Origin of the sequence: Citrobacter sp. RHB21-C05, from assembly GCF_013889015.1 — a bacterium.
Lineage (GTDB): Bacteria > Pseudomonadota > Gammaproteobacteria > Enterobacterales > Enterobacteriaceae > Citrobacter_A > Citrobacter_A sedlakii.
In genome coordinates this window covers 4,499,209-4,523,803 of record NZ_CP057611.1, presented here as the reverse complement: position 1 = coordinate 4,523,803, position 24,595 = coordinate 4,499,209, and the positions used below count along the sequence as shown (strand labels likewise).

Genomic DNA, 24,595 nt, shown 5'->3' with positions numbered 1-24,595 from the left:
GACTCCTTAAGCCGTTTTCAGCTCGCCAACCGGACGGGCTGGCTCAACTGCTGGATAGTAGGGTTCGTTATGGCGCGCTTTGTTGCGCAGCCCTTCCGGCACGTCATACAGCGGACCGAGAGACTGATACTGTTGCGCCATGTCGAGGTACTTCGCGCTGCCGAGCGTATCCAGCCAGCGGAACGCGCCGCCGTGGAATGGCGGGAAGCCCAGGCCGTACACCAATGCCATATCGGCTTCCGCCGGGCTGGCGATGACGCCTTCTTCAAGACAACGCACCACTTCGTTGACCATTGGGATCATCATGCGGGCGATAATTTCGTCGTCGCTGAAATCACGCTTCGCGTTGCTGACGTCCGCCAGCAGGCTGTCCACGGCCGCGTCGTCGTCTTTTTTCGGTTTACCTTTGCTGTCTTCTTTATAGCGCCAGAAACCCAGACCGTTCTTCTGACCAAAACGGTTGGCGTCGAAGAGGGCGTCGATCGCGTCGCGATAATCTTTCTGCATACGCTGCGGGAAACCTGCGGCCATCACTGCCTGCGCATGGTGGGCGGTATCAATGCCCACGACGTCCAGCAGATACGCCGGACCCATCGGCCAGCCAAATTGCTTTTCCATCACTTTGTCGATTTTGCGGAAATCCGCGCCGTCGCGCAGCAGCTGGCTGAATCCGGCAAAGTACGGAAACAGCACGCGGTTCACGAAGAAGCCCGGGCAGTCGTTAACGACGATGGGCGTTTTGCCCATTTTGCTGGCCCACGCCACCACTTTGGCGATGGTGTCGTCAGACGTTTGTTCGCCACGGATCACTTCGACCAGCGGCATACGGTGCACCGGGTTAAAGAAATGCATCCCGCAGAAGTTTTCCGGACGCTTCAGTACGCTTGCCAGTTCGCTAATGGGAATCGTGGACGTGTTTGACGCCAGCACAGCATCCGGGCGGACCTTTTCTTCTGTTTCCGCCAGCACGGCTTTTTTCACCTTCGGATTTTCCACAACGGCTTCCACAACCACGTCCACGCGATCAAAGCCAGCGTAGTCGAGCGTCGGATGAATCGTCGAAATCACCCCCGCCATCTTCAGACCGTCAATCTTGCCGCGCTCCAGCTGTTTATTCAGCAGTTTGGCGGCTTCGGTCATTCCCAGCGTCAGCGATTTGTCGTTGATATCCTTCATGATCACCGGCACGCCTTTCCATGCCGATTGATAAGCGATACCGCCGCCCATAATACCCGCGCCCAGCACGGCAGCCTGCTTTGGCGTCTCAACGTCTTTGGTCAGCTTCTTCGCTTTGCCTTTTACGAACTGATCGTTCAGGAAGATGCCAACCAGCGCGCGCGCTTCGTTGGTATGCGCCAATGGAACAAAGCTCTTATTTTCCAGGTTCAGCGCTTCTTCGCGGCCAAAGCGCGCCGCCGCTTCAATGGTTTTCACCGCTGTCATAGGGGCCGGGTAATGTTTTCCCGCCGTCTGTGCGACCATGCCTTTGGCGATGGTAAAGCTCATGGCGGCTTCAATCTTACTGAGTTTAAGGGGTTCCAGTTTTGGCTGACGTTTCGCTCTCCAGTCCAGATCGCCGTTAATCGCCTGGCGCAGTACCGCTATTGCGCCTTCCGTCAGTTTTTCCGCCTTCACCACACCATCGACCAGGCCGATTTTCAGCGCCTGCTCTGCGCCAACGTCTTTACCGGCTGCAATAATTTCCAGCGCGCTGTCGGCGCCCAGCATGCGCGGCATACGGACGGAGCCGCCAAAGCCTGGCATAATGCCCAGCTTCGTTTCCGGCAGACCGATGCGCAGATCGGGCGTCGCCAGACGGTAATCGGTCGCCAGCACGCATTCGCAGCCGCCGCCCAACGCATAGCCGTTGACGGCGGAAAGGGTAGGGACCGGCAGGTCTTCCAGACGGTTAAAGACGCTGTTGGCAAAATGTAGCCACTGGCTTAACTGTTCTTCGGGAACCAGAAACAGTGAAAGAAATTCGGTGATGTCCGCACCGACAATAAAGGCTGCTTTCTCAGAACGCAGCAGCAGCCCTTTTAAATCTGTCTGCTTTTCCAGTACATCCAGCGCCTGGCCGAGGCTGGCGACGGTCGCAGTGTCGAGTTTATTGACTGAGCCGGGGGCATCGAACACCAGTTCGGCGATGCCATCTTCCAGCCAGTCGAGGTACAGGGTGTCGCCTTTGTAAAGCATGTCAGTCTCCTGAATCCGCATGGGGATCTGGTCGTACCAGATGAATCGAAGTGTGTATTTTGTGTTAAAAAAATGCAAACAAGTGATTAAAAAAATGCCGATCCGATCACGGTCGGCAGAAATCACGCTCTTTCGGGTCGTTGTGCTAAGATGCGGAGACTTGAGGTCAAAAAAGCAGAAGGATAGAAAATGGAATCACTGGCCGCACTCTATAAAAATCATATCGTTACCCTACAGGAACGGACACGTGACGCGCTGGCGCGCTTCAAACTCGATGCGTTACTTATTCATTCCGGCGAGCTGGTTAACGTCTTCCTCGACGATCATCCCTATCCGTTTAAAGTGAATCCGCAGTTTAAGGCGTGGGTGCCAGTGACGCAGGTGCCGAACTGCTGGCTGCTGGTGGATGGCGTAAACAAACCGAAACTGTGGTTCTATTTACCGGTGGATTACTGGCACAATGTGGAACCGCTGCCGACCTCCTTCTGGACAGAAGAAATTGAAGTCATTGCGCTGCCAAAAGCGGAGGGCATTGGTAGCCAACTGCCTGCTGCACGCGGCAATATCGGCTATATTGGCCCGGTTCCGGAGCGCGCGCTGCAACTGGATATTGCGGCCAGCAATATCAACCCGAAAGGGGTGATTGATTACCTGCATTATTATCGCGCTTATAAAACAGACTATGAGCTGGCCTGTATGCGTGAAGCGCAGAAAATGGCGGTGAATGGTCATCGTGCCGCAGAGGAAGCCTTCCGTTCCGGCATGAGCGAGTTCGACATTAATCTGGCCTACCTGACCGCCACCGGACATCGTGATACCGATGTGCCTTACGGCAATATCGTCGCACTCAATGAACACGCCTCTGTACTGCATTACACCAAACTGGATCATCAGGCGCCATCTGAAATCCGCAGCTTTTTGCTGGATGCGGGCGCGGAGTATAACGGTTACGCGGCAGATCTCACACGTACCTGGTCGGCGAAAAGCGACAACGATTATGCGCAGCTGGTAAAAGACGTTAACGATGAACAGCTGTCGCTGATCGCCACCATGAAGGCGGGCGTCAGCTACGTTGATTATCACATCCAGTTCCATCAACGCATCGCCAAGCTGTTGCGTAAGCACCAGATTGTTACGGATATGAGCGAAGAAGCGATGGTGGAGAATAATCTTACCGGGCCGTTTATGCCGCACGGAATCGGCCATCAGTTGGGGTTACAGGTACACGACGTTGGCGGATTTATGCAGGATGACAGCGGTACGCATCTTGCCGCGCCGTCAAAATATCCGTACCTGCGCTGTACCCGCGTGCTCCAGCCTGGCATGGTCCTGACCATTGAACCGGGGATTTACTTCATCGAGTCGCTGCTGGCGCCGTGGCGCGAAGGGCAGTACAGCAAGCATTTCAACTGGCAGAAAATTGAAGCGTTGAAACCGTTCGGCGGCATTCGTATCGAAGATAACGTGGTGATTCATGATAACGGCGTGGAAAACATGACGCGGGATCTGAAACTGGCGTAATGGACAGTTGGTTAATTCCTGCGGCGCCGGTCACTGTAGTCGAGGAGATCAAAAAAAGCCGCTTTATTACGCTTCTGGCGCATACCGATGGCGTTGAGGCGGCGAAAGCCTTTGTCGGGTCAGTGAAAGCGGCGCATCCGGATGCCCGTCACCATTGCGTGGCGTGGGTGGCAGGCGCGCCGGATGATTCGCAGCAATTGGGGTTTTCCGACGATGGCGAACCGGCGGGCACGGCGGGCAAGCCAATGCTTGCCCAACTGATGGGCTGCGGCGTTGGGGAAATCACCGCCGTGGTGGTGCGCTATTACGGTGGGATCCTGCTCGGAACAGGTGGATTGGTGAAAGCGTACGGCGGCGGCGTCAATCAGGCGCTGCGTCAGCTAACAACACAGCGCAAGACGCCGTTAACCGAATATACTTTGCAGTGTGAATACGCGCAGTTGGCTGGCGTGGAAACACTACTGGCTCAGCATGACGGCAACATCGTCACGCGTGAATACCAGGCGTTCGTTCGGCTCAGGGTGGCGCTTCCTTATGCGAAAGTGGCCGAATTTTCAGCAAGGCTGGCGGATTTTAGCCGCGGTTCATTGCATTTGTTAGCGATTGAAGAATAATCCCCCCTCATTTTGAAGAACTAAGGAAGCGGCAGAGATGCATTTTCGCGCCATTACCCGAATCGTTGGACTACTGGTCATCTTATTTTCGGGGACGATGATTATTCCCGGACTGGTAGCCCTCATCTATCGTGATGGGGCGGGACGTGCATTTACGCAAACGTTCTTTGTCGCGCTGGCGATAGGCTCAATGCTGTGGTGGCCTAACCGCCGCGAGAAAGGTGAACTGAAATCGCGCGAAGGGTTTCTGATTGTGGTGTTGTTCTGGACCGTGCTGGGTAGCGTGGGTGCGTTACCGTTTATTTTCTCGGAAAGCCCGAACCTCACCATTACCGATGCGTTTTTTGAATCATTTTCCGGTTTAACCACAACGGGCGCCACCACACTGGTGGGTCTGGATTCGTTACCGCACGCGATTCTTTTTTATCGCCAGATGCTGCAGTGGTTTGGCGGGATGGGGATCATCGTGTTGGCGGTGGCGATTCTGCCGATACTTGGCGTCGGGGGGATGCAGCTGTATCGCGCTGAAATGCCCGGGCCGCTAAAAGACAACAAAATGCGCCCGCGTATTGCGGAGACGGCAAAGACGCTGTGGCTGATCTACGTCCTGCTGACCGTGGCCTGCGCGCTGGCGCTATGGTTTGCCGGGATGCCCGCGTTTGACGCTATCGGGCACAGCTTCGCCACTATCGCCATCGGCGGGTTTTCTACGCACGACGCCAGCGTGGGCTATTTTGACAGCCCAACGATTAACACGATTATCGCTATCTTTTTATTAATCTCCGGCTGTAACTATGGTTTGCACTTCTCTTTGTTAAGCGGACGTAGCCTCAAAGTGTACTGGCGTGACCCGGAGTTTCGCATGTTTATTGGCGTGCAGCTTACGCTGGTGGTCATCTGCACGATCGTGCTGTGGTTCCATGATGTTTATAACTCTGCGCTAACGACGCTCAACCAGGCCTTTTTCCAGGTGGTGTCGATGGCGACGACGGCGGGCTTCACTACCGACAGTATTGCGCGCTGGCCGCTGTTCCTGCCAGTGCTGCTGTTGTGCTCCGCGTTTATCGGCGGTTGCGCCGGTTCGACAGGCGGGGGGCTGAAGGTGATCCGTATCCTCCTGTTGTTCAAACAAGGGAACCGAGAACTGAAGCGACTGGTGCATCCGAATGCGGTCTACAGTATTAAGCTGGGGAACCGTGCGCTGCCGGAACGTATCCTCGAAGCGGTTTGGGGTTTTTTCTCGGCGTATGCTCTGGTATTTATTGTCAGTATGCTGGCGATTATCGCGACTGGCGTGGACGACTTTTCCGCGTTTGCCTCCGTGGTGGCTACACTTAACAACCTTGGACCCGGGCTGGGTGTCGTCGCGGACAACTTTGCCAGTATGAATCCGGTGGCGAAATGGATCCTGATTGCCAATATGCTGTTTGGCCGTCTTGAGGTCTTCACTTTGCTGGTACTTTTTACCCCGACCTTCTGGCGTGAATAATGGAGTAACACGTGAAAACACTGATTCTTTTTTCAACCCGGGATGGACAAACGCGCGAAATCGCTTCGTATCTGGCGTCAGAACTGAAAGAACTGGGCATCTGGGCAGACGTCGTGAATTTGCACCGTACCGAAGAACCTGAATGGGACAGCTACGATCGCGTGGTTATTGGCGCGTCTATACGTTACGGGCATTACCATACAGCCTTTCAGGAGTTCGTAAAAAAACATGCGACGCGGCTGAACGGGATGCCGAGCGCGTTCTATTCCGTAAATCTGGTGGCGCGTAAACCGGAAAAGCGCACGCCGCAGACTAACAGTTACGCGCGTAAATTTTTAATGAGCTCGCAGTGGCGCCCTGACCGCTGTGCGGTGATCGCCGGCGCGTTGCTTTACCCGCGCTATCGCTGGTATGACCGCATAATGATCAAACTGATTATGAAAATGTCAGGCGGCGAAACGGACACCAATAAAGAAGTGATCTATACCGACTGGGAGCAGGTTGCAGGTTTTGCCCGGGAAATCGCCCAGTTAACCGTCAAATCGCCGGTTAAATAAACGTAAAGAATAAAAATTGCGCGGTTGATAAATTATTTTAAATTTCCTCTTGTCAGCCCGAAATAACTCCCTATAATGCGCCACCACTGACACGGAACAACGGCACGCAAGCCGCCGGGTCAGCGGGGTTCAGACCAGAACCTCTCGGAGAAAAGCAAAAATAAATGCTTGACTCTCAAGCGGGAAAGCGTATTATGCACACCCCGCGCCGCTGAGAAAAAGCGAAGCGGCACTGCTCTTTAACAATTTATCAGACAATCTGTGTGGGCACTCAAAGTGACATGGATTCTTAATGTCGAAAGACAAAAAATGAATACCAAGTCTCTGAGTGAACACGTAATTCATTACGAAGTTTAATTCACGAGCATCAAACTTAAATTGAAGAGTTTGATCATGGCTCAGATTGAACGCTGGCGGCAGGCCTAACACATGCAAGTCGAACGGTAACAGGAAGCAGCTTGCTGCTTTGCTGACGAGTGGCGGACGGGTGAGTAATGTCTGGGAAACTGCCCGGTGGAGGGGGATAACTACTGGAAACGGTAGCTAATACCGCATAACGTCGCAAGACCAAAGAGGGGGACCTTCGGGCCTCTTGCCACCGGATGTGCCCAGATGGGATTAGCTTGTTGGTGAGGTAACGGCTCACCAAGGCGACGATCCCTAGCTGGTCTGAGAGGATGACCAGCCACACTGGAACTGAGACACGGTCCAGACTCCTACGGGAGGCAGCAGTGGGGAATATTGCACAATGGGCGCAAGCCTGATGCAGCCATGCCGCGTGTATGAAGAAGGCCTTCGGGTTGTAAAGTACTTTCAGCGGGGAGGAAGGGATTGTGGTTAATAACCGCAGTCATTGACGTTACCCGCAGAAGAAGCACCGGCTAACTCCGTGCCAGCAGCCGCGGTAATACGGAGGGTGCAAGCGTTAATCGGAATTACTGGGCGTAAAGCGCACGCAGGCGGTCTGTCAAGTCGGATGTGAAATCCCCGGGCTCAACCTGGGAACTGCATTCGAAACTGGCAGGCTTGAGTCTCGTAGAGGGGGGTAGAATTCCAGGTGTAGCGGTGAAATGCGTAGAGATCTGGAGGAATACCGGTGGCGAAGGCGGCCCCCTGGACGAAGACTGACGCTCAGGTGCGAAAGCGTGGGGAGCAAACAGGATTAGATACCCTGGTAGTCCACGCCGTAAACGATGTCTACTTGGAGGCTGTGCCCTTGAGGCGTGGCTTCCGGAGCTAACGCGTTAAGTAGACCGCCTGGGGAGTACGGCCGCAAGGTTAAAACTCAAATGAATTGACGGGGGCCCGCACAAGCGGTGGAGCATGTGGTTTAATTCGATGCAACGCGAAGAACCTTACCTGGTCTTGACATCCACGGAAGACTGCAGAGATGCGGTTGTGCCTTCGGGAACCGTGAGACAGGTGCTGCATGGCTGTCGTCAGCTCGTGTTGTGAAATGTTGGGTTAAGTCCCGCAACGAGCGCAACCCTTATCCTTTGTTGCCAGCGGTCCGGCCGGGAACTCAAAGGAGACTGCCAGTGATAAACTGGAGGAAGGTGGGGATGACGTCAAGTCATCATGGCCCTTACGACCAGGGCTACACACGTGCTACAATGGCATATACAAAGAGAAGCGACCTCGCGAGAGCAAGCGGACCTCATAAAGTATGTCGTAGTCCGGATTGGAGTCTGCAACTCGACTCCATGAAGTCGGAATCGCTAGTAATCGTGGATCAGAATGCCACGGTGAATACGTTCCCGGGCCTTGTACACACCGCCCGTCACACCATGGGAGTGGGTTGCAAAAGAAGTAGGTAGCTTAACCTTCGGGAGGGCGCTTACCACTTTGTGATTCATGACTGGGGTGAAGTCGTAACAAGGTAACCGTAGGGGAACCTGCGGTTGGATCACCTCCTTACCTTAAAGAACCTGCCTTTGTAGTGCTCACACAGATTGTCTGATGAAAAACGAGCAGTAAAACCTCTACAGGCTTGTAGCTCAGGTGGTTAGAGCGCACCCCTGATAAGGGTGAGGTCGGTGGTTCAAGTCCACTCAGGCCTACCAAATTTTTGCTGATGCTGCGTTGCGGCGACACTCACATACATAAGTATGCTTCGTGTCACCACGCCTTGCCTCACCAAAAATTACGGGTAATGAGGTTTAACTACACTGTATGGGGCTATAGCTCAGCTGGGAGAGCGCCTGCTTTGCACGCAGGAGGTCTGCGGTTCGATCCCGCATAGCTCCACCATTCTGTAGAACGTTTACGTAAGAAAACTTCAGAGTGTACCTGAAAAGGTTCACTGCGAAGTTTTGCTCTTTAAAAATCTGGATCAAGCTGAAAATTGAAACACAGAACAACGAAAGTTGTTCGTGAGTCTCTCAATTATCGCAATCAGAAGTGAAACATCTTCGGGTTGTGAGGTTAAGCGACCAAGCGTACACGGTGGATGCCCTGGCAGTCAGAGGCGATGAAGGACGTGCTAATCTGCGAAAAGCGTCGGCGAGGTGATATGAACCTTTGACCCGGCGATGTCCGAATGGGGAAACCCAGTGTGATTCGTCACACTATCGTTAACTGAATACATAGGTTAACGAGGCGAACCGGGGGAACTGAAACATCTAAGTACCCCGAGGAAAAGAAATCAACCGAGATTCCCCCAGTAGCGGCGAGCGAACGGGGAGCAGCCCAGAGCCTGAATCAGCCAGTGTGGTAGTGGAAGTGTCTGGAAAGGCACGCGATACAGGGTGACAGCCCCGTACACAAAACCACACCGGTTGTGAGCTCGATGAGTAGGGCGGGACACGTGGTATCCTGTCTGAATATGGGGGGACCATCCTCCAAGGCTAAATACTCCTGACTGACCGATAGTGAACCAGTACCGTGAGGGAAAGGCGAAAAGAACCCCGGCGAGGGGAGTGAAAAAGAACCTGAAACCGTGTACGTACAAGCAGTGGGAGCCTCTTTATGGGGTGACTGCGTACCTTTTGTATAATGGGTCAGCGACTTATATTCTGTAGCAAGGTTAACCGAATAGGGGAGCCGCAGGGAAACCGAGTCTTAACTGGGCGTTAAGTTGCAGGGTATAGACCCGAAACCCGGTGATCTAGCCATGGGCAGGTTGAAGGTTGGGTAACACTAACTGGAGGACCGAACCGACTAATGTTGAAAAATTAGCGGATGACCTGTGGCTGGGGGTGAAAGGCCAATCAAACCGGGAGATAGCTGGTTCTCCCCGAAAGCTATTTAGGTAGCGCCTCGTGAACTCATCTCCGGGGGTAGAGCACTGTTTCGGCTAGGGGGCCATCCCGGCTTACCAACCCGATGCAAACTGCGAATACCGGAGAATGTTATCACGGGAGACACACGGCGGGTGCTAACGTCCGTCGTGAAGAGGGAAACAACCCAGACCGCCAGCTAAGGTCCCAAAGTCATGGTTAAGTGGGAAACGATGTGGGAAGGCTCAGACAGCCAGGATGTTGGCTTAGAAGCAGCCATCATTTAAAGAAAGCGTAATAGCTCACTGGTCGAGTCGGCCTGCGCGGAAGATGTAACGGGGCTAAACCATGCACCGAAGCTGCGGCAGCGACACTATGTGTTGTTGGGTAGGGGAGCGTTCTGTAAGCCGTTGAAGGTGTGTCGTGAGGCATGCTGGAGGTATCAGAAGTGCGAATGCTGACATAAGTAACGATAAAGCGGGTGAAAAGCCCGCTCGCCGGAAGACCAAGGGTTCCTGTCCAACGTTAATCGGGGCAGGGTGAGTCGACCCCTAAGGCGAGGCCGAAAGGCGTAGTCGATGGGAAACAGGTTAATATTCCTGTACTTGGTGTTACTGCGAAGGGGGGACGGAGAAGGCTATGTCGGCCGGGCGACGGTTGTCCCGGTTTAAGCGTGTAGGTGTGTGTTCCAGGTAAATCCGGTTCACTTTAACACTGAGGCGTGATGACGAGGCACTACGGTGCTGAAGTGACAAATGCCCTGCTTCCAGGAAAAGCCTCTAAGCATCAGGTAACACGAAATCGTACCCCAAACCGACACAGGTGGTCAGGTAGAGAATACCAAGGCGCTTGAGAGAACTCGGGTGAAGGAACTAGGCAAAATGGTGCCGTAACTTCGGGAGAAGGCACGCTGATATGTAGGTGAAGTGATTTACTCATGGAGCTGAAATCAGTCGAAGATACCAGCTGGCTGCAACTGTTTATTAAAAACACAGCACTGTGCAAACACGAAAGTGGACGTATACGGTGTGACGCCTGCCCGGTGCCGGAAGGTTAATTGATGGGGTTATCCGTAAGGAGAAGCTCTTGATCGAAGCCCCGGTAAACGGCGGCCGTAACTATAACGGTCCTAAGGTAGCGAAATTCCTTGTCGGGTAAGTTCCGACCTGCACGAATGGCGTAATGATGGCCAGGCTGTCTCCACCCGAGACTCAGTGAAATTGAACTCGCTGTGAAGATGCAGTGTACCCGCGGCAAGACGGAAAGACCCCGTGAACCTTTACTATAGCTTGACACTGAACACTGGTCCTTGATGTGTAGGATAGGTGGGAGGCTTTGAAGCGTGGACGCCAGTCTGCGTGGAGCCGCCCTTGAAATACCACCCTTTAATGGCTGGTGTTCTAACGTGGGCCCGTAATCCGGGTTGCGGACAGTGTCTGGTGGGTAGTTTGACTGGGGCGGTCTCCTCCTAAAGAGTAACGGAGGAGCACGAAGGTTGGCTAATCCTGGTCGGACATCAGGAGGTTAGTGCAATGGCATAAGCCAGCTTGACTGCGAGCGTGACGGCGCGAGCAGGTGCGAAAGCAGGTCATAGTGATCCGGTGGTTCTGAATGGAAGGGCCATCGCTCAACGGATAAAAGGTACTCCGGGGATAACAGGCTGATACCGCCCAAGAGTTCATATCGACGGCGGTGTTTGGCACCTCGATGTCGGCTCATCACATCCTGGGGCTGAAGTAGGTCCCAAGGGTATGGCTGTTCGCCATTTAAAGTGGTACGCGAGCTGGGTTTAGAACGTCGTGAGACAGTTCGGTCCCTATCTGCCGTGGGCGCTGGAGAACTGAGGGGGGCTGCTCCTAGTACGAGAGGACCGGAGTGGACGCATCACTGGTGTTCGGGTTGTCATGCCAATGGCACTGCCCGGTAGCTAAATGCGGAAGAGATAAGTGCTGAAAGCATCTAAGCACGAAACTTGCCCCGAGATGAGTTCTCCCTGAGACTATAAGTCTCCTGAAGGAACGTTGAAGACGACGACGTTGATAGGCCGGGTGTGTAAGCGCAGCGATGCGTTGAGCTAACCGGTACTAATGAACCGTGAGGCTTAACCTTACAACGCCGAAGATGTTTTGGCGGAATTGAGAGATTTTCAGCATTGATTCAGAGTTAAGTACGCAATAGTTTGCGCAGCCAGCGCTGCTGATGCGATAAAGTATTGCGTACAGAGCACAAAGAATTTGCCTGGCGGCCGTAGCGCGGTGGTCCCACCTGACCCCATGCCGAACTCAGAAGTGAAACGCCGTAGCGCCGATGGTAGTGTGGGGTCTCCCCATGCGAGAGTAGGGAACTGCCAGGCATCAAACAAGTGAAAGCCCATCCTGACGGATGGGCTTTTTGCGTTTCTGGTACAGGCCATCTCAGCGCAGCGCCATCCGGCACGGGATGGCGGCTTTGCTTTATTCGGGCGACGGCGAGGAATTCCCCTTCAGCCAGTCCAAAACAAAGGTGGCGATCTGCGGTATATCATTTATATCCAGAACGGGTACGCTCACGTCAAGCGGCACATCACTGGCGATCGCAATGACATGCTCGTCTACAGCCAGTTCATCCACCCCGTGGCCGCATTCCTGGCGGAATAATAGGATCTTCGCCACTGTTTCATGCTTGAACCCTTCTACCAGCACCAGGTCCAGCTTAGAAGCATCCATCTGATTTGCCAGATACGCTAAATCCAACTCTGCTTCTTCTGGCGTTTCAGTCATCAGAGCCCAACGCTGCTGGCTGGCGACCAGGGTTTGCATGGCTCCTGCTTTACGCAGTTCATAACTGTCTTTGCCTGGCTTATCCACGTCCATATTATGATGGGTGTGCTTGATCAAACCCGGACGGACGCCGCTGGCGCAAAGCGCTGGAATCAGCTTTTTTAACAGCGTGGTTTTTCCGGTTCCACTCCATGCAGCTATCGCCAGTAAAGGGATTATGGTTTGTCCTGCCATCTGGCAAGTTCCTCAAGTGTATTCACGTTTACGAAAGCTTCTTTGCAATCGCTGAAATCAACGGCATGTCCGCCTGCCTGGCGCATAAAAACCATTACCCGGCGCTCACCAGAGCACAAATACTGCTGCAAAAATGGCTGAACCGAGCGGTTTACCAGCGCGATGGTAGGATGATCCCGCTCGCCATCGTGAACCCATACCACTGGCGCATTGTGTCGCTGATGTCGCAAGCGAGCGACCAAATCATCAGGAATAAACGGCGTGTCGCACGGGCAAAACAGAAACCAGTCGCCTTCCGCCTGCTGAAAAACGGAAAGCATACCGGCGAGCGGACCAGGGTAATCCTCCAGTGAATCGGTGATAACCTTCAGCCCACCGGCGCGATAGCGATCAAGATGGCGGTTTGCGTTCACCATCACACTATCCAGTTGCGATAAGAGCGTATCGGCAACGTGTTTCCACAGCGGCTTCCCTTGTAGTTCAAGTAACCCCTTATCTATTCCGCCCATTCGCCTGGCTTTTCCGCCCGCCAGCACAACCCCTGTTATTGCACTATCCTCATTCACTGATATCGCCTCTTTTATTGTGGGATTGACCCTGCTAACGTGTCTGTCTCAAGAGTAAGGAGCACTACCATGAAATGTAAACGTCTGAATGAAGTTATTGAACTCCTCCAGCCTGCCTGGCAAAAGGAGCCAGACCTGAACCTGCTGCAATTTTTGCAGAAACTGGCCAAAGAGTCAGGTTTTGACGGCGAGCTGGCGGATTTAACTGACGACATTCTGATCTATCACCTGAAAATGCGCGACTCTGCCAAAGACGCCGTTATTCCCGGGATTCAGAAAGACTACGAGGAAGATTTCAAAACGGCGCTGCTGCGCGCACGCGGCGTAATTAAAGAGTAAAAGCTTGTAAGCGGCGCAACCGAAACCGTCATGAAATGATATCCTGAATCATTCAAAGCATTTTCCGGATGATGGGATGAACGATAACGCTTTTACTTTCCAGACATTACACCCGGATACCATCATGGATGCGCTGTTTGAACAGGGGATCCGGGTGGATTCCGGACTGACCCCGCTGAACAGCTACGAAAACCGCGTCTATCAGTTTCAGGATGAAGATCGCCAGCGTTTTGTTGTGAAATTCTATCGCCCTGAGCGCTGGTCCGTTGAACAGATCCTGGAAGAGCATCATTTTGCGCAGGAACTGGTGAATGATGATGTCCCGGTGGCCGCACCGCTGGCCTTTGATGGCCAGACGCTGTTGCATCATCAGGGATTCCACTTCGCCATCTTCCCGAGCGTAGGCGGCCGACAGTTTGAAGCGGATAATATCGAGCAGATGGAGTCAGTTGGCCGCTATCTTGGGCGTATGCACCGTACCGGACGACGTCAGCCTTTTACGTTCCGCCCCACCATCGGTCTGGAAGAATACCTCACTGAACCGCGCAAACTGTTTGAGCATGCCGTACTTATTCCCTCCGGACAGAAAGCGGCCTTCCTGAAAGCGACCGATGCGCTGATCGCAGCGGTGACGGATCGCTGGCATACATCGTTTGACATGCTGCGACTACACGGCGACTGTCATGCCGGGAACATTCTCTGGCGCGATGGACCCCTGTTTGTGGATTTAGATGATTCCCGTAATGGTCCGGCTATACAGGATCTCTGGATGCTTCTGAATGGAGACAAAGCGGAACAGCGCATGCAGCTGGAAGCGATTATCGAAGCGTATGAAGAATTTAGTGAATTTAATCCGGCTGAAATCGGGCTAATAGAGCCTTTACGCGCGATGCGTTTAGTTTATTATCTGGCCTGGCTGATGCGTCGTTGGGACGATCCTGCCTTTCCTAAGAATTTCCCGTGGTTAACTGGGGAAGATTACTGGCAGCGTCAGACCGCGACGTTCATCGAGCAGACTAAAATCCTGCACGAACCCCCATTACAATTAACACCTATGTATTAATCGGAGACGCAATCATGAAAAAGATTTGGCTGGCGCTGGCTGGTATGGTTTTAGCTTTTAGCGCATCGGCAGCGCAATTCCAGGATGGCAAGCAGTACTCCACACTGGAAAAGCCCGTTGCCGGTGAACCGCAGGTGCTGGAATTCTTCTCTTTTTATTGCCCACACTGCTACCAGTTCGAAGAAGTGCTTCATGTTTCTGATAACGTGAAGAAAAAACTGCCGGAAGGCGTCAAAATGACCAAATACCACGTCGAATTCCTCGGCCCGTTGGGTAAAGATCTGACCCAGGCGTGGGCCGTAGCGATGGCGCTGGGTGTGGAAGATAAAGTAACCGTGCCGATGTTCGAAGCGGTACAGAAAAACCAGACAGTACAAAGCGTAGCGGATATTCGTAAAGTGTTCGTTGATGCTGGCGTTAAGGGTGAAGACTACGACGCGGCGTGGAACAGCTTTGTGGTGAAATCACTGGTCGCACAGCAGGAAAAAGCGGCGGCCGACCTGGAACTGAGTGGCGTTCCGGCGATGTTTGTTAACGGCAAATATCAGGTGAATCCGCAGGGGATGGACACCAGCAGCATGGATATCTTTGTACAGCAGTACGCAGATACCGTGAAATATCTGGTCAGCAAAAAATAATAATAAAGCCGGTCACTGACCGGCTTTATTATTTTCAGCTTTTATTGCCTCTATTTGGGCGTCTTTTTCACTCCACAGCGTATTCAGCCAGCGCTGGAAATGGCGCTTAAAGTCTTTATCGTTAACGTAGTCCCCGTGCAGTTGCCGGGTAACGGGCTGCATATCCACGCGAACCACAATGCGCGTCAGCTTACCTCTCAACATGTCGTAGAAGGGCGTCTGGTCATTCTCCGGGTAGCACAATGTGATATTAAGCAATTTGTCGAACTGGGCGCCCAGCACGTTTAGCGCCATTGCGATCCCCGCGGCTTTAGGCGCCAGCAGATTCTTATACGGTGAACGGGTTTGCTGGCGCTTTTCTTCAGTAAAGCGGGAACCTTCGACAAAATTTACGATGGTTGTCGGATGCGCACGAAATTTCTCGCACGAGCGGCGGGTCGTTTCCACGTCTTTACCGCGCCGCTCCGGGTGGCGCAGCAAATAAGCGCGCGAATAGCGCTTCATAAACGGCATATCCAGCGCCCAGCAGGCGAGGCCAATAAAAGGTACCCATGCTAACTGCTGCTTGAGAAAGTACTTATTCATGGGAATGTGTTTACGAAAGAGTACGCAAAGTACCACGATATCTGCCCAGCTATGGTGATTACAAACCAGCAGATACCAGTTTTTCTTGCTCAGCCCTTCCAGACCTTCCACATCCCATTTCAGCCAGGGATTTAGATGTAGCAGCAGCGCCAGCCCTTCGCACCAGCAGTACATCATAAAATTACAAAACAGGGAGACCCTGCGCCAAACGCTGGGGACGGGGAGCAGAAGCTTTACGATCCCGGCAAGGATGATCGGCACAGAGCAGATAATAGTGACTAAAATGGTCAGTACGATGCTCAGCAATAACGTCAGCGAAGCGAGCAATCTCGTCATCAATAATGTATTCAAAGGATTAGCCATAAACAGTGCGCTTAAATGCGCAAGGTGGCTGATTTTATCAGAAAACGATCCAAATGACGGTTCTTCGCTGATTCAAAAAAGACGGCTTATCTATCCACATTTCATATTTCACTGAAAAGGTGAGGAAAATTCCTGGTTAATTTTATAACTTATTGAAAATAATATGTAAAATGAGTTATCGCAAAAATATGCATTTGAAATTAAATCGAAGAAAACTAATTATGCACAAAGTTATCCACAGATAATGTTGCGAGCGATCCCGAAGATCGACAAAAGAATTCCTACAAATGCGGCGAAAAACTGATGTTTTCATCCCGTCTGTGGCATCCTTTACCCATAATCTGATAAACAGGCACGGACATTATGGTTCAGATCCCAGAAAACCCACTTATCCTTGTAGATGGCTCCTCTTATCTTTATCGCGCATACCATGCGTTCCCGCCGCTGACCAACAGCGCGGGGGAGCCGACAGGCGCGATGTATGGCGTCCTCAACATGCTGCGCAGCCTGATCATGCAGTATCAGCCAACGCATGCCGCAGTGGTGTTTGATGCTAAAGGCAAAACCTTCCGTGACGAGTTATTCGAGCATTACAAATCGCATCGCCCACCGATGCCGGATGACTTGCGTGCGCAAATCGAGCCGCTGCACGCGATGGTGAAAGCGATGGGCCTGCCATTACTGGCTGTATCGGGCGTGGAAGCGGACGATGTGATCGGCACCCTCGCGCGCGAGGCCGAGAAGGTGGGCCGTCCGGTGCTGATCAGTACCGGTGATAAAGATATGGCGCAGCTGGTTACGCCCAATATTACGCTGATCAACACCATGACCAACACGATTCTGGGCCCGGAGGAAGTGGTCAATAAATATGGCGTACCGCCAGAGCTTATCATCGACTTTCTGGCGCTGATGGGCGATTCCTCGGACAACATACCGGGCGTACCGGGGGTCGGCGAGAAGACCGCCCAGGCGCTGCTCCAGGGGCTGGGAGGACTTGATACTCTCTATGCCGAGCCGGAGAAAATCGCCGGACTGACCTTTCGCGGGGCGAAAACGATGGCGGGTAAACTTGAGCAAAATAAAGAAGTTGCTTATCTCTCTTACCAGCTGGCAACCATTAAAACCGACGTCGAACTGGAACTGACCTGTGAACAACTGGCTGTACAGCAGCCGATTGCCGATGAGCTGCTGGGCCTGTTCCGCAAATACGAGTTCAAACGCTGGACCGCCGATGTCGAGGCTGGAAAATGGCTGCAAGCGAAGGGCGCGAAGCCTGCGGCTAAACCGCAAGAGACGATTGTGATTGATGAAGCCGCTGACGTGCCTGCCGCCGCGCTCTCTTATGACAACTACGTCACCATCCTTGATGAAGCGACGCTGAAAACGTGGATCGCGAAGTTGAAAAAAGCGCCAGTGTTCGCTTTTGATACTGAAACGGACAGCCTTGATAACCTCACCGCCAATCTGGTGGGACTGTCGTTTGCTATTGAACCCGGCGTGGCGGCGTATGTTCCGGTTGCGCATGATTATCTGGATGCGCCGGATCAGATCGCCCGTGACCGCGCGCTGGAACTGCTCAAGCCGCTGCTGGAAGATGAAAATGTCCGCAAGGTTGGGCAAAACCTGAAATACGATCGCGGCATTCTGGCGAACTATGGCATCGAACTGCGCGGCATTGCCTTTGATACTATGCTGGAGTCCTACATCCTGAACAGCGTGGCCGGACGTCACGATATGGACAGTCTCTCCGATCGCTGGCTGAAACACAAAACCATCACCTTCGAAGAGATTGCTGGCAAAGGCAAAAATCAGCTGACCTTTAACCAGATTGCCCTGGAAGAGGCGGGGCGCTACGCGGCAGAAGATGCGGACGTCACGTTACAACTGCATCTGAAAATGTGGCCAGAACTTCAGCAGCATAAAGGACCGCTGAACGTTTTTGAAAACATCGAAATGCCGCTGGTGCCGGTGCTTTCCCGCGTTGAGCGCAACGGTGTGATGATCGACCCGGCGGTTCTGCACAAGCATTCAGAAGAGATTACGCTGCGTCTGGCGGAGCTGGAGCAGAAAGCGCACGACATCGCAGGAGAAGCGTTTAATCTTTCTTCAACCAAACAACTGCAAACCATCCTGTTTGAAAAACAGGGGATCAAGCCGTTGAAGAAAACCCCAGGAGGCGCGCCGTCAACGTCGGAAGAGGTGCTGGAAGAGCTGGCGCTGGATTACCCACTGCCGAAGGTGATACTGGAGTATCGTGGCCTGGCGAAGCTGAAATCGACCTACACTGACAAACTGCCGTTAATGATTAACCCGAAAACCGGGCGCGTACATACGTCGTATCATCAGGCCGTCACCGCAACCGGGCGTTTATCGTCCACCGACCCGAACCTGCAAAATATTCCGGTACGTAACGAAGAAGGACGTCGTATCCGTCAGGCGTTCATCCCGCCGAAGGACTACGTTATTGTGTCTGCCGACTATTCGCAGATTGAACTGCGCATTATGGCGCATCTGTCGCGTGACAAAGGGCTGCTGACCGCGTTTGCAGAAGGCAAAGATATCCACCGCGCCACCGCGGCGGAAGTGTTTGGCCTGCCGTTGGACACCGTGACGAATGAACAGCGTCGCAGCGCGAAAGCGATCAACTTTGGCCTGATCTACGGCATGAGCGCCTTTGGTCTGGCGCGCCAGCTCAACATTCCGCGCAAGGAAGCGCAGAAGTATATGGATCTCTACTTCGAGCGTTATCCTGGCGTTCTGGAGTATATGGAGCGTACGCGTGCCCAGGCGAAAGAGCAGGGCTACGTTGAAACGCTGGAGGGCCGCCGTCTCTATCTGCCGGATATTAAGTCCAGCAACGGCGCGCGCCGCGCAGGTGCTGAGCGTGCAGCGATCAACGCCCCGATGCAGGGCACCGCCGCCGATATCATCAAACGTGCGATGATTGCCGTTGATGCCTGGCTGGAAAGCGAGCAGCCGCGCGTTCGCATGATCATGCAGGTGCACGATGAACTGGTGTTCGAAGTGCATAAAGACGACCTGGATGCCGTGTCGAAGCAGATCCACCAATTGATGGAAAACTGTACGCGCATTGACGTACCGTTGCTGGTGGAAGTCGGTAGCGGTGAAAACTGGGATCAGGCGCACTAAGAGGACGCGGAATAACTCACCTTTTTCGTAAGTAAGCAACATAAGCGGAAGCATTTTGTGATGAGTATTGGAATTCCTTATGTAAAGAATGAAAAAAAATTACAAAAAGTGCTTTCTGAGCTGCTTAAAAAAGAGTAAAGTTATTCGCGTAGGGTACAGAGGTAAGATGTTCTATCTTTCAGACCTTTTACTTCACGTAATCGGATTTGGCTGAATATTTTAGCCGCCCCAGTCAGTTTATGACTGGGGCGTTTTTTATTGCGTTCTTTCTGCTGTTAAGATGAGTCCGTAGGCCGGATAAGGCATTCACGCCGCTATCCGGCATGACGAAACTTACGCTTCGTCCTGTACGTCTTCTACCGGCGCCAAATCGCTAAACCAACTGTCCAGTTTCTGCCGCAACTTATCCACGCCCTGTTTCTTCAGCGACGAAAACGCTTCAACCTGTACATCGCCATTAAAAGCCAGCACTGCTTCGCGTACTTTATTTAACTGCGCCTTACGCGCGCCGCTTGCCAGTTTGTCCGCTTTGGTCAGCAGAACCAGTACCTGGATATTGCTTTCAACCGCCCATTGAATCATTTGCTGATCGAGATCTTTCAGCGGATGGCGAATGTCCATTAGCACAACCAGACCCTGCAGGCTCTGACGTTTTTCAAGATACTCACCCAGCGCGCGCTGCCATTTACGCTTCATTTCCTCTGGTACTTCGGCGTAGCCATAGCCAGGCAGGTCAACGAGGCGTTTGCCGTCGACCACTTCAAACAGGTTAATAAGCTGGGTACGGCCAGGCGTTTTTGAGGTCCGCGCCAGGCTTTTCTGATTGGTCAGCGTATTCAGCGCACTGGATTTGCCTGCGTTAGAACGGCCAGCAAAAGCCACTTCAATTCCGGTGTCGGAAGGTAAATGGCGAATATCAGGCGCACTCATCACAAAATGCGTCTGTTGATAATTCAAGTTAATCAAAGCGGTCGTCTCCGTCAGTCAAAGCTTTGCGGCGATTATACCTGAACGGCAGCAAAAGACGGATTTTTCGGCGCGCGACGTCTGTAAGCAAAAACCCTGTGCTTTGTGAGACATTGCCGACAATTCTTATACGAAATTTAGGCATAATTGCAGGGCTGAAAATCAATTAAATTAACTAAATCAATCTATTAACGTTGTGTAATAATCTGAAAATGTCTGTATTACACGCCCGATGGCTTGTCTGTTTTCGTCAAAAGAGTAGAGTATTACTTATAGCGAGGACGCTGGAAGGATAAACGACTCAGGATGAGGGTCAGGAGCGCCAGGAGGCGAAGACACAGGATTGTCAGGAAGACAGACGTCCGGAGACGTTGAGATTACGGAAATGGAAAAGACACGGAACGTTCCAGGCTGAAGGAAAAACAGGGTGCGTTGAGAGCCGACACGGAATGTAGAACCCGTTAAGGGTTGTGAGTCAGGTTAAAAGGCGACAGAGCAATCTGTCGCCTTTTTTCTTTATTTCTGCTAGATTCCGGCGCAAATGTATACTGAATAAAACAGCCAAAGACGAATCACTATGAAATCCACATCTACACCACGCGGCAAAGGGCCTGCAAAGGCGCGCCGTAAAACCCGCGAAGAGCTGAATCAGGAAGCTCGCGACCGCAAGCGCCAGAAAAAACACCGTGGTCACGCGGCGGGTAGTCGTGCGACGGGTGGCGACGCGGCGACGGGCGCAAAAAACCAGAAAAAAGCAAAAGATCCACGTATTGGCAGTAAAACCCCCATTCCATTGGGCGTGACGGAAAAAGTCACCAAACAGCACAAACCGAAGAGCGAGAAACCTATGCTTTCACCGCAGGCTGAGTTGGATTTACTGGAAACGGATGAGCGCCTGGATGCGCTGTTAGAACGTCTGGAAGCTGGCGAAACCCTGAGCGCCGAAGATCAGAGCTGGGTGGATGCCAAACTGGATCGCATCGACGAACTGATGCAGAAGCTGGGCCTCTCCTACGATGATGACGAAGAAGAGGAAGAAGACGAGCAGCAGGAAGATATGATGCGCCTGCTTCGCGGGGGTAACTGACGGTTTACACCGTGGGCCTTCCCGTCCTGCTTATAACCCTTCCGGTTATATGTTATCTGGTGTGGTTATTCGTTAAACTACAACGGTTGTCGCGGCGACAAAAGTGGCTGCGCAACCGGCTTATCACTCGCAGTGGAGTGAGGCCGGTACGCCGTACCCGCCAGAGACGCCATCGGAAGGAGTGAGCATGTCTGAACAACAAATAGACTGGGATCTGGCCCTGATCCAGAAATATAACTATTCCGGGCCACGATATACCTCGTACCCGACCGCGCTCGAGTTTTCTGAAGCGTTTGATGAGCAGGCATTCTTGCAGGCCGTTGCGCGTTATCCTGAGCGTCCGCTCTCGCTGTACGTCCACATTCCGTTTTGCCACAAACTCTGTTACTTCTGCGGTTGCAATAAGATTGTCACCCGCCAGCAGCACAAAGCCGATCAGTATCTGGATGCCCTGGAACAGGAAATTCTGCACCGCGCGCCCTTGTTTGCTGGTCGGCAGGTTAGCCAGCTGCACTGGGGCGGCGGTACGCCAACCTATCTGAATAAAGCGCAAATCAGCCGCTTAATGATCCTGCTGCGCGATAATTTCCATTTCAACGCCGATGCGGAAATCTCGATCGAAGTTGATCCGCGCGAAATTGAACTGGATGTGCTCGATCATTTACGTGCGGAAGGCTTTAACCGTCTGAGCATGGGGGTGCAGGACTTCAATAAAGAGGTGCAGCGTCTGGTCAACCGCGAACAGGACGAAGAGTTTATCTTTGCGCTGCTTCACCATGCCCGTGAAATCGGTTTTACCTCCACCAATATTGACCTGATTTATGGTTTGCCGAAACAAACGCCGGAAAGCTTCGCTTTTACTCTGAAGCGGGTGGCGGAACTGAATCCGGATCGGCTGAGCGTCTTTAACTACGCGCATCTGCCGACGCTGTTTGCCGCCCAGCGTAAGATTAAAGACGCGGATCTGCCGAGTGCTCAGCAGAAGCTGGATATTCTCCAGCAGACCATCGCCTCGCTGACAGAGAGCGGCTATCAGTTCATTGGCATGGATCACTTTGCCCGTCCGGACGATGAGCTGGCGATTGCCCAGCGTGAAGGTGTTTTGCATCGTAATTTCCAGGGCTACACCACCCAGGGCGATACTGACCTGTTGGGGATGGGCGTTTCCGCCATCAGTATGATTGGCGACTGCTATGCGCAGAACCAGAAAGAGCTTAAGCACTATTATCAGCAAGTGGATGAACAGGGAAATGCGCTGTGGCGCGGCATAGCCCTGACGCGTGACGACTGTATTCGTCGTGACGTCATCAAGTCGCTGATTTGCAATTTCCGTCTCGACTATTCTGCCGTTGAACAGCAATGGGATCTCAATGTCGCCGACTACTTCGCGGAAGATCTGAAACTGCTGGCGCCGTTGGCGAAAGATGGGTTGGTGGATGTGAATGCGAAAGGGATTAAGGTGACGGCGAAAGGCCGTTTGCTGATTCGCAACATTTGCATGTGCTTCGATGCTTATCTACGTCAGAAAGCGCGGATGCAGCAATTCTCGCGGGTGATTTAAGCCGAACAGTAAAGAGTTAGCCGGATAAGCGTAAGCGTTATCCGGCACTCCGTTAGCTGAACAGCCCAACCAGCGCCGCGCACAGTACTGCGGCGACCGCAGTTTGTGGCGTATGGCTGTCGACCGCTCCGCTTGATAGCAGATTTATAATCGATTCCAGCATAATGTGTCCCCCGTTTGCCGGGCACGATCATACTCAACTCATCGGAACAGTAAAGCGCAAAATAACGGCAATTTGCGCTCAATTATTAATCTTTACACGCGCGCGCCGACGCTTACTCCATTCCCAGCTCTTTTAACTTCCGCGTCAGGGTATTTCGACCCCAGCCGAGCAGTCGCGCGGCTTCCTGCTTATGCCCCTGGGTGTGGCGCAACGCAGTTGTCAGCAGGGTGCGCTCCATTTCCGGCTGCGCTTCAGATAGCAGGTTTTGATGACCGGAACGCAGCGCCCGATCCGCCCACTGCGCCAGCAGGGTCGCCCAACTGTCTGGCTGCAAGTGGGAAGGGCTGTCTGGCACTGTCGCTTCAAACAGCTCGCCTGGCAGGTCCTGGATCAACACCTCCTGACCGGCCGCCATCACCGTTAACCAACGGCAGGTATTTTCCAGTTGTCGAACGTTGCCCGGCCACGCCAGACGCGTCAGCGCGGCTTCGGTTTCCGGGTGCAGCAGTTTAGCTTCAACGCCAAGTTCACGCGCCGCGACCTGAAGGAAGTGGCGGGCGAGTCGTGGAATGTCCTCCCGCCGTTCGCGCAGCGGCGGCAAATGAACGCGTATCACGTTCAAACGGTGGAACAGGTCTTCACGAAATTTGCCTTCCTGTACCCGCTGTTCGAGGTTCTGGTGCGTGGCGGCGATAATTCGCACATCCACCTTCACCGGCGCATAGCCGCCTACGCGGTAAAACTGACCGTCAGCCAGCACGCGCAGCAAGCGTGTCTGCACATCCAGCGGCATATCGCCGATCTCATCAAGAAATAGCGTACCGCCATCGGCCTGCTCAAAGCGACCCTGACGAATGGTGTTCGCGCCGGTAAACGCCCCTTTTTCATGACCAAACAGCTCGGATTCAATCAGGTCCTTTGGGATCGCCGCCATGTTCAGCGCGATAAACGGCGCTTTCGCCCGTGGGCTATGGCGATGCAGCGCGTGGGCGACCAGTTCTTTACCGGTCCCGGACTCACCATTAATCAGCACGCTGATAGAAGAACGGGACAGCCGCCCGATAATGCGGAACACGTCCTGCATGGCGGGCGCTTCGCCGATGATATCGGTGGTGGGGCCGTTGATCTGAATATTGCGCGGCTGCTGCTGTTCCTGATAATGGCTGATGGCGCGCTCAACCAGCGCGACGGCCTCGTCGATATCAAACGGTTTTGGCAGGTAATCAAACGCGCCCTGCTGATAGGCGCTGACGGCGGCATCCAGATCAGAATGCGCGGTCATTATGATGACCGGAAGCATTGGATGGCGCTGCTTGATCTGCTTTAACAACGCCAGCCCGTCCATGCCAGGCATCCGAATGTCGGACAACAATACGTCCGGCGTTTTACTCGCCAGTGCGTTCAGTACATCGTTACCGTTTTCAAATGTGGTGCAACTCAGACCCGCCCCAGCGAGAGCACGTTCAAGCACCCAACGGATGGAACTATCGTCATCGACTACCCAGACTATTCCTCGTTGCATAAAC

The 24,595-nt window shown here is 53.1% G+C and carries 17 protein-coding genes, 2 tRNA genes, 3 rRNA genes and 1 pseudogene; 16 read left to right on the top strand and 7 right to left on the bottom strand.

The genetic code is table 11. The features are described from left to right. Positions 1 to 6: 6 nt before the first annotated feature. Positions 7 to 2,196, bottom strand: a complete 2,190-nt coding sequence (gene fadB / locus HVX72_RS21460) for a fatty acid oxidation complex subunit alpha FadB (RefSeq protein WP_181822247.1) — start codon at positions 2,194 to 2,196, stop codon at positions 7 to 9. Positions 2,197 to 2,385: 189 nt separating this feature from the next. Between fadB and pepQ the strand changes: the two genes are divergently transcribed. The 9 genes from pepQ (at position 2,386) to rrf (ending at position 11,948) form a co-directional block, all read left to right on the top strand. After that, complete coding sequence (pepQ, locus tag HVX72_RS21455; RefSeq protein ID WP_042292707.1) at positions 2,386 to 3,717, top strand: Xaa-Pro dipeptidase; 1,332 nt, start codon at positions 2,386 to 2,388, stop codon at positions 3,715 to 3,717. Next, positions 3,717 to 4,331 carry an IMPACT family protein gene (locus HVX72_RS21450; protein ID WP_042292704.1) on the top strand — a complete coding sequence of 205 codons (615 nt, stop codon included), beginning with the start codon at positions 3,717 to 3,719 and terminating at the stop codon, positions 4,329 to 4,331. The genes pepQ and HVX72_RS21450 overlap by 1 nt, the downstream gene beginning before the upstream one ends. Before the next feature lie 37 nt (positions 4,332 to 4,368). After that, entirely contained in the window at positions 4,369 to 5,820 is a 1,452-nt protein-coding gene (trkH, locus tag HVX72_RS21445) for a Trk system potassium transporter TrkH (protein WP_060570174.1), read from the top strand. Positions 5,821 to 5,831: 11 nt separating this feature from the next. Continuing rightward, on the top strand, positions 5,832 to 6,377 hold the full coding sequence (gene hemG / locus HVX72_RS21440; RefSeq protein ID WP_042292697.1) for a menaquinone-dependent protoporphyrinogen IX dehydrogenase: 546 nt from the start codon (positions 5,832 to 5,834) through the stop codon (positions 6,375 to 6,377). 375 nt (positions 6,378 to 6,752) lie between these two features. Beyond that, a 16S ribosomal RNA gene (locus tag HVX72_RS21435) occupies positions 6,753 to 8,294 on the top strand. Positions 8,295 to 8,363: 69 nt separating this feature from the next. Next, positions 8,364 to 8,440, top strand: a tRNA-Ile gene (locus HVX72_RS21430). Positions 8,441 to 8,551: 111 nt separating this feature from the next. Next, positions 8,552 to 8,627 (top strand) — tRNA-Ala (locus HVX72_RS21425). 172 nt (positions 8,628 to 8,799) lie between these two features. Beyond that, positions 8,800 to 11,704, top strand: a 23S ribosomal RNA gene (locus HVX72_RS21420). A gap of 128 nt (positions 11,705 to 11,832) precedes the next feature. Next, a 5S ribosomal RNA gene (gene rrf, locus HVX72_RS21415) occupies positions 11,833 to 11,948 on the top strand. Together the 16S, 23S and 5S rRNA genes with 2 tRNA genes alongside form the textbook arrangement of a ribosomal RNA operon. A gap of 100 nt (positions 11,949 to 12,048) precedes the next feature. Here rrf and mobB read toward each other — a convergent pair. After that, the gene (gene mobB / locus HVX72_RS21410) at positions 12,049 to 12,588 is read right to left on the bottom strand and encodes a molybdopterin-guanine dinucleotide biosynthesis protein MobB (protein WP_181822246.1); all 540 of its coding nucleotides are present in this window, start codon (positions 12,586 to 12,588) and stop codon (positions 12,049 to 12,051) included. Then, on the bottom strand, positions 12,570 to 13,154 hold the full coding sequence (mobA, locus tag HVX72_RS21405) for a molybdenum cofactor guanylyltransferase MobA (protein ID WP_181822245.1): 585 nt from the start codon (positions 13,152 to 13,154) through the stop codon (positions 12,570 to 12,572). Before mobA ends, mobB begins: the two co-directional genes overlap by 19 nt. 69 nt (positions 13,155 to 13,223) lie before the next feature. Between mobA and HVX72_RS21400 the strand changes: the two genes are divergently transcribed. The 3 genes from HVX72_RS21400 to dsbA all read left to right on the top strand — a co-directional run bounded on the left by HVX72_RS21400 (position 13,224) and on the right by dsbA (position 15,194). Continuing rightward, positions 13,224 to 13,493: a YihD family protein gene (locus HVX72_RS21400; RefSeq protein WP_012133952.1), complete on the top strand. Its 270-nt coding sequence runs from the start codon at positions 13,224 to 13,226 to the stop codon at positions 13,491 to 13,493. A 76-nt stretch (positions 13,494 to 13,569) separates the two neighbouring features. Then, on the top strand, positions 13,570 to 14,556 hold the full coding sequence (locus HVX72_RS21395; RefSeq protein WP_181822244.1) for a serine/threonine protein kinase: 987 nt from the start codon (positions 13,570 to 13,572) through the stop codon (positions 14,554 to 14,556). A gap of 14 nt (positions 14,557 to 14,570) precedes the next feature. Further along, the gene (dsbA, locus tag HVX72_RS21390) at positions 14,571 to 15,194 is read left to right on the top strand and encodes a thiol:disulfide interchange protein DsbA (RefSeq protein ID WP_042292408.1); all 624 of its coding nucleotides are present in this window, start codon (positions 14,571 to 14,573) and stop codon (positions 15,192 to 15,194) included. A gap of 12 nt (positions 15,195 to 15,206) precedes the next feature. Here the strand turns inward: dsbA and HVX72_RS21385 are convergent, their stop codons facing one another. Then, complete coding sequence (locus HVX72_RS21385; protein ID WP_181822243.1) at positions 15,207 to 16,142, bottom strand: acyltransferase; 936 nt, start codon at positions 16,140 to 16,142, stop codon at positions 15,207 to 15,209. Between the two features lie 363 nt (positions 16,143 to 16,505). Between HVX72_RS21385 and polA the strand changes: the two genes are divergently transcribed. Further along, on the top strand, positions 16,506 to 19,292 hold the full coding sequence (polA, locus tag HVX72_RS21380) for a DNA polymerase I (protein WP_060570967.1): 2,787 nt from the start codon (positions 16,506 to 16,508) through the stop codon (positions 19,290 to 19,292). A 333-nt stretch (positions 19,293 to 19,625) separates the two neighbouring features. Here polA and yihA read toward each other — a convergent pair whose 3' ends face one another. Then, on the bottom strand, positions 19,626 to 20,258 hold the full coding sequence (yihA, locus tag HVX72_RS21375; RefSeq protein WP_042292415.1) for a ribosome biogenesis GTP-binding protein YihA/YsxC: 633 nt from the start codon (positions 20,256 to 20,258) through the stop codon (positions 19,626 to 19,628). A 212-nt stretch (positions 20,259 to 20,470) separates the two neighbouring features. On the opposite strand from yihA, the pseudogene HVX72_RS22355 reads away from it, so the two are divergent. The 3 genes and pseudogenes from HVX72_RS22355 (at position 20,471) to hemN (ending at position 22,906) form a co-directional block, all read left to right on the top strand. Next, positions 20,471 to 20,723 (top strand): annotated as a pseudogene (locus HVX72_RS22355) (hypothetical protein). A 112-nt stretch (positions 20,724 to 20,835) separates the two neighbouring features. Next, positions 20,836 to 21,345, top strand: a complete 510-nt coding sequence (gene yihI / locus HVX72_RS21370; RefSeq protein WP_042292418.1) for a Der GTPase-activating protein YihI — start codon at positions 20,836 to 20,838, stop codon at positions 21,343 to 21,345. Positions 21,346 to 21,532: 187 nt separating this feature from the next. Beyond that, positions 21,533 to 22,906, top strand: a complete 1,374-nt coding sequence (hemN, locus tag HVX72_RS21365) for an oxygen-independent coproporphyrinogen III oxidase (RefSeq protein ID WP_181822242.1) — start codon at positions 21,533 to 21,535, stop codon at positions 22,904 to 22,906. 52 nt (positions 22,907 to 22,958) lie between these two features. On the opposite strand, the gene HVX72_RS21360 is transcribed toward hemN, so the two are convergent. Together HVX72_RS21360 and glnG are read right to left on the bottom strand one after the other, a co-directional pair. Continuing rightward, positions 22,959 to 23,069: a YshB family small membrane protein gene (locus HVX72_RS21360; RefSeq protein ID WP_090050632.1), complete on the bottom strand. Its 111-nt coding sequence runs from the start codon at positions 23,067 to 23,069 to the stop codon at positions 22,959 to 22,961. A 112-nt stretch (positions 23,070 to 23,181) separates the two neighbouring features. Then, complete coding sequence (glnG, locus tag HVX72_RS21355) at positions 23,182 to 24,591, bottom strand: nitrogen regulation protein NR(I) (RefSeq protein WP_042292676.1); 1,410 nt, start codon at positions 24,589 to 24,591, stop codon at positions 23,182 to 23,184. Positions 24,592 to 24,595 lie beyond the last annotated feature (4 nt).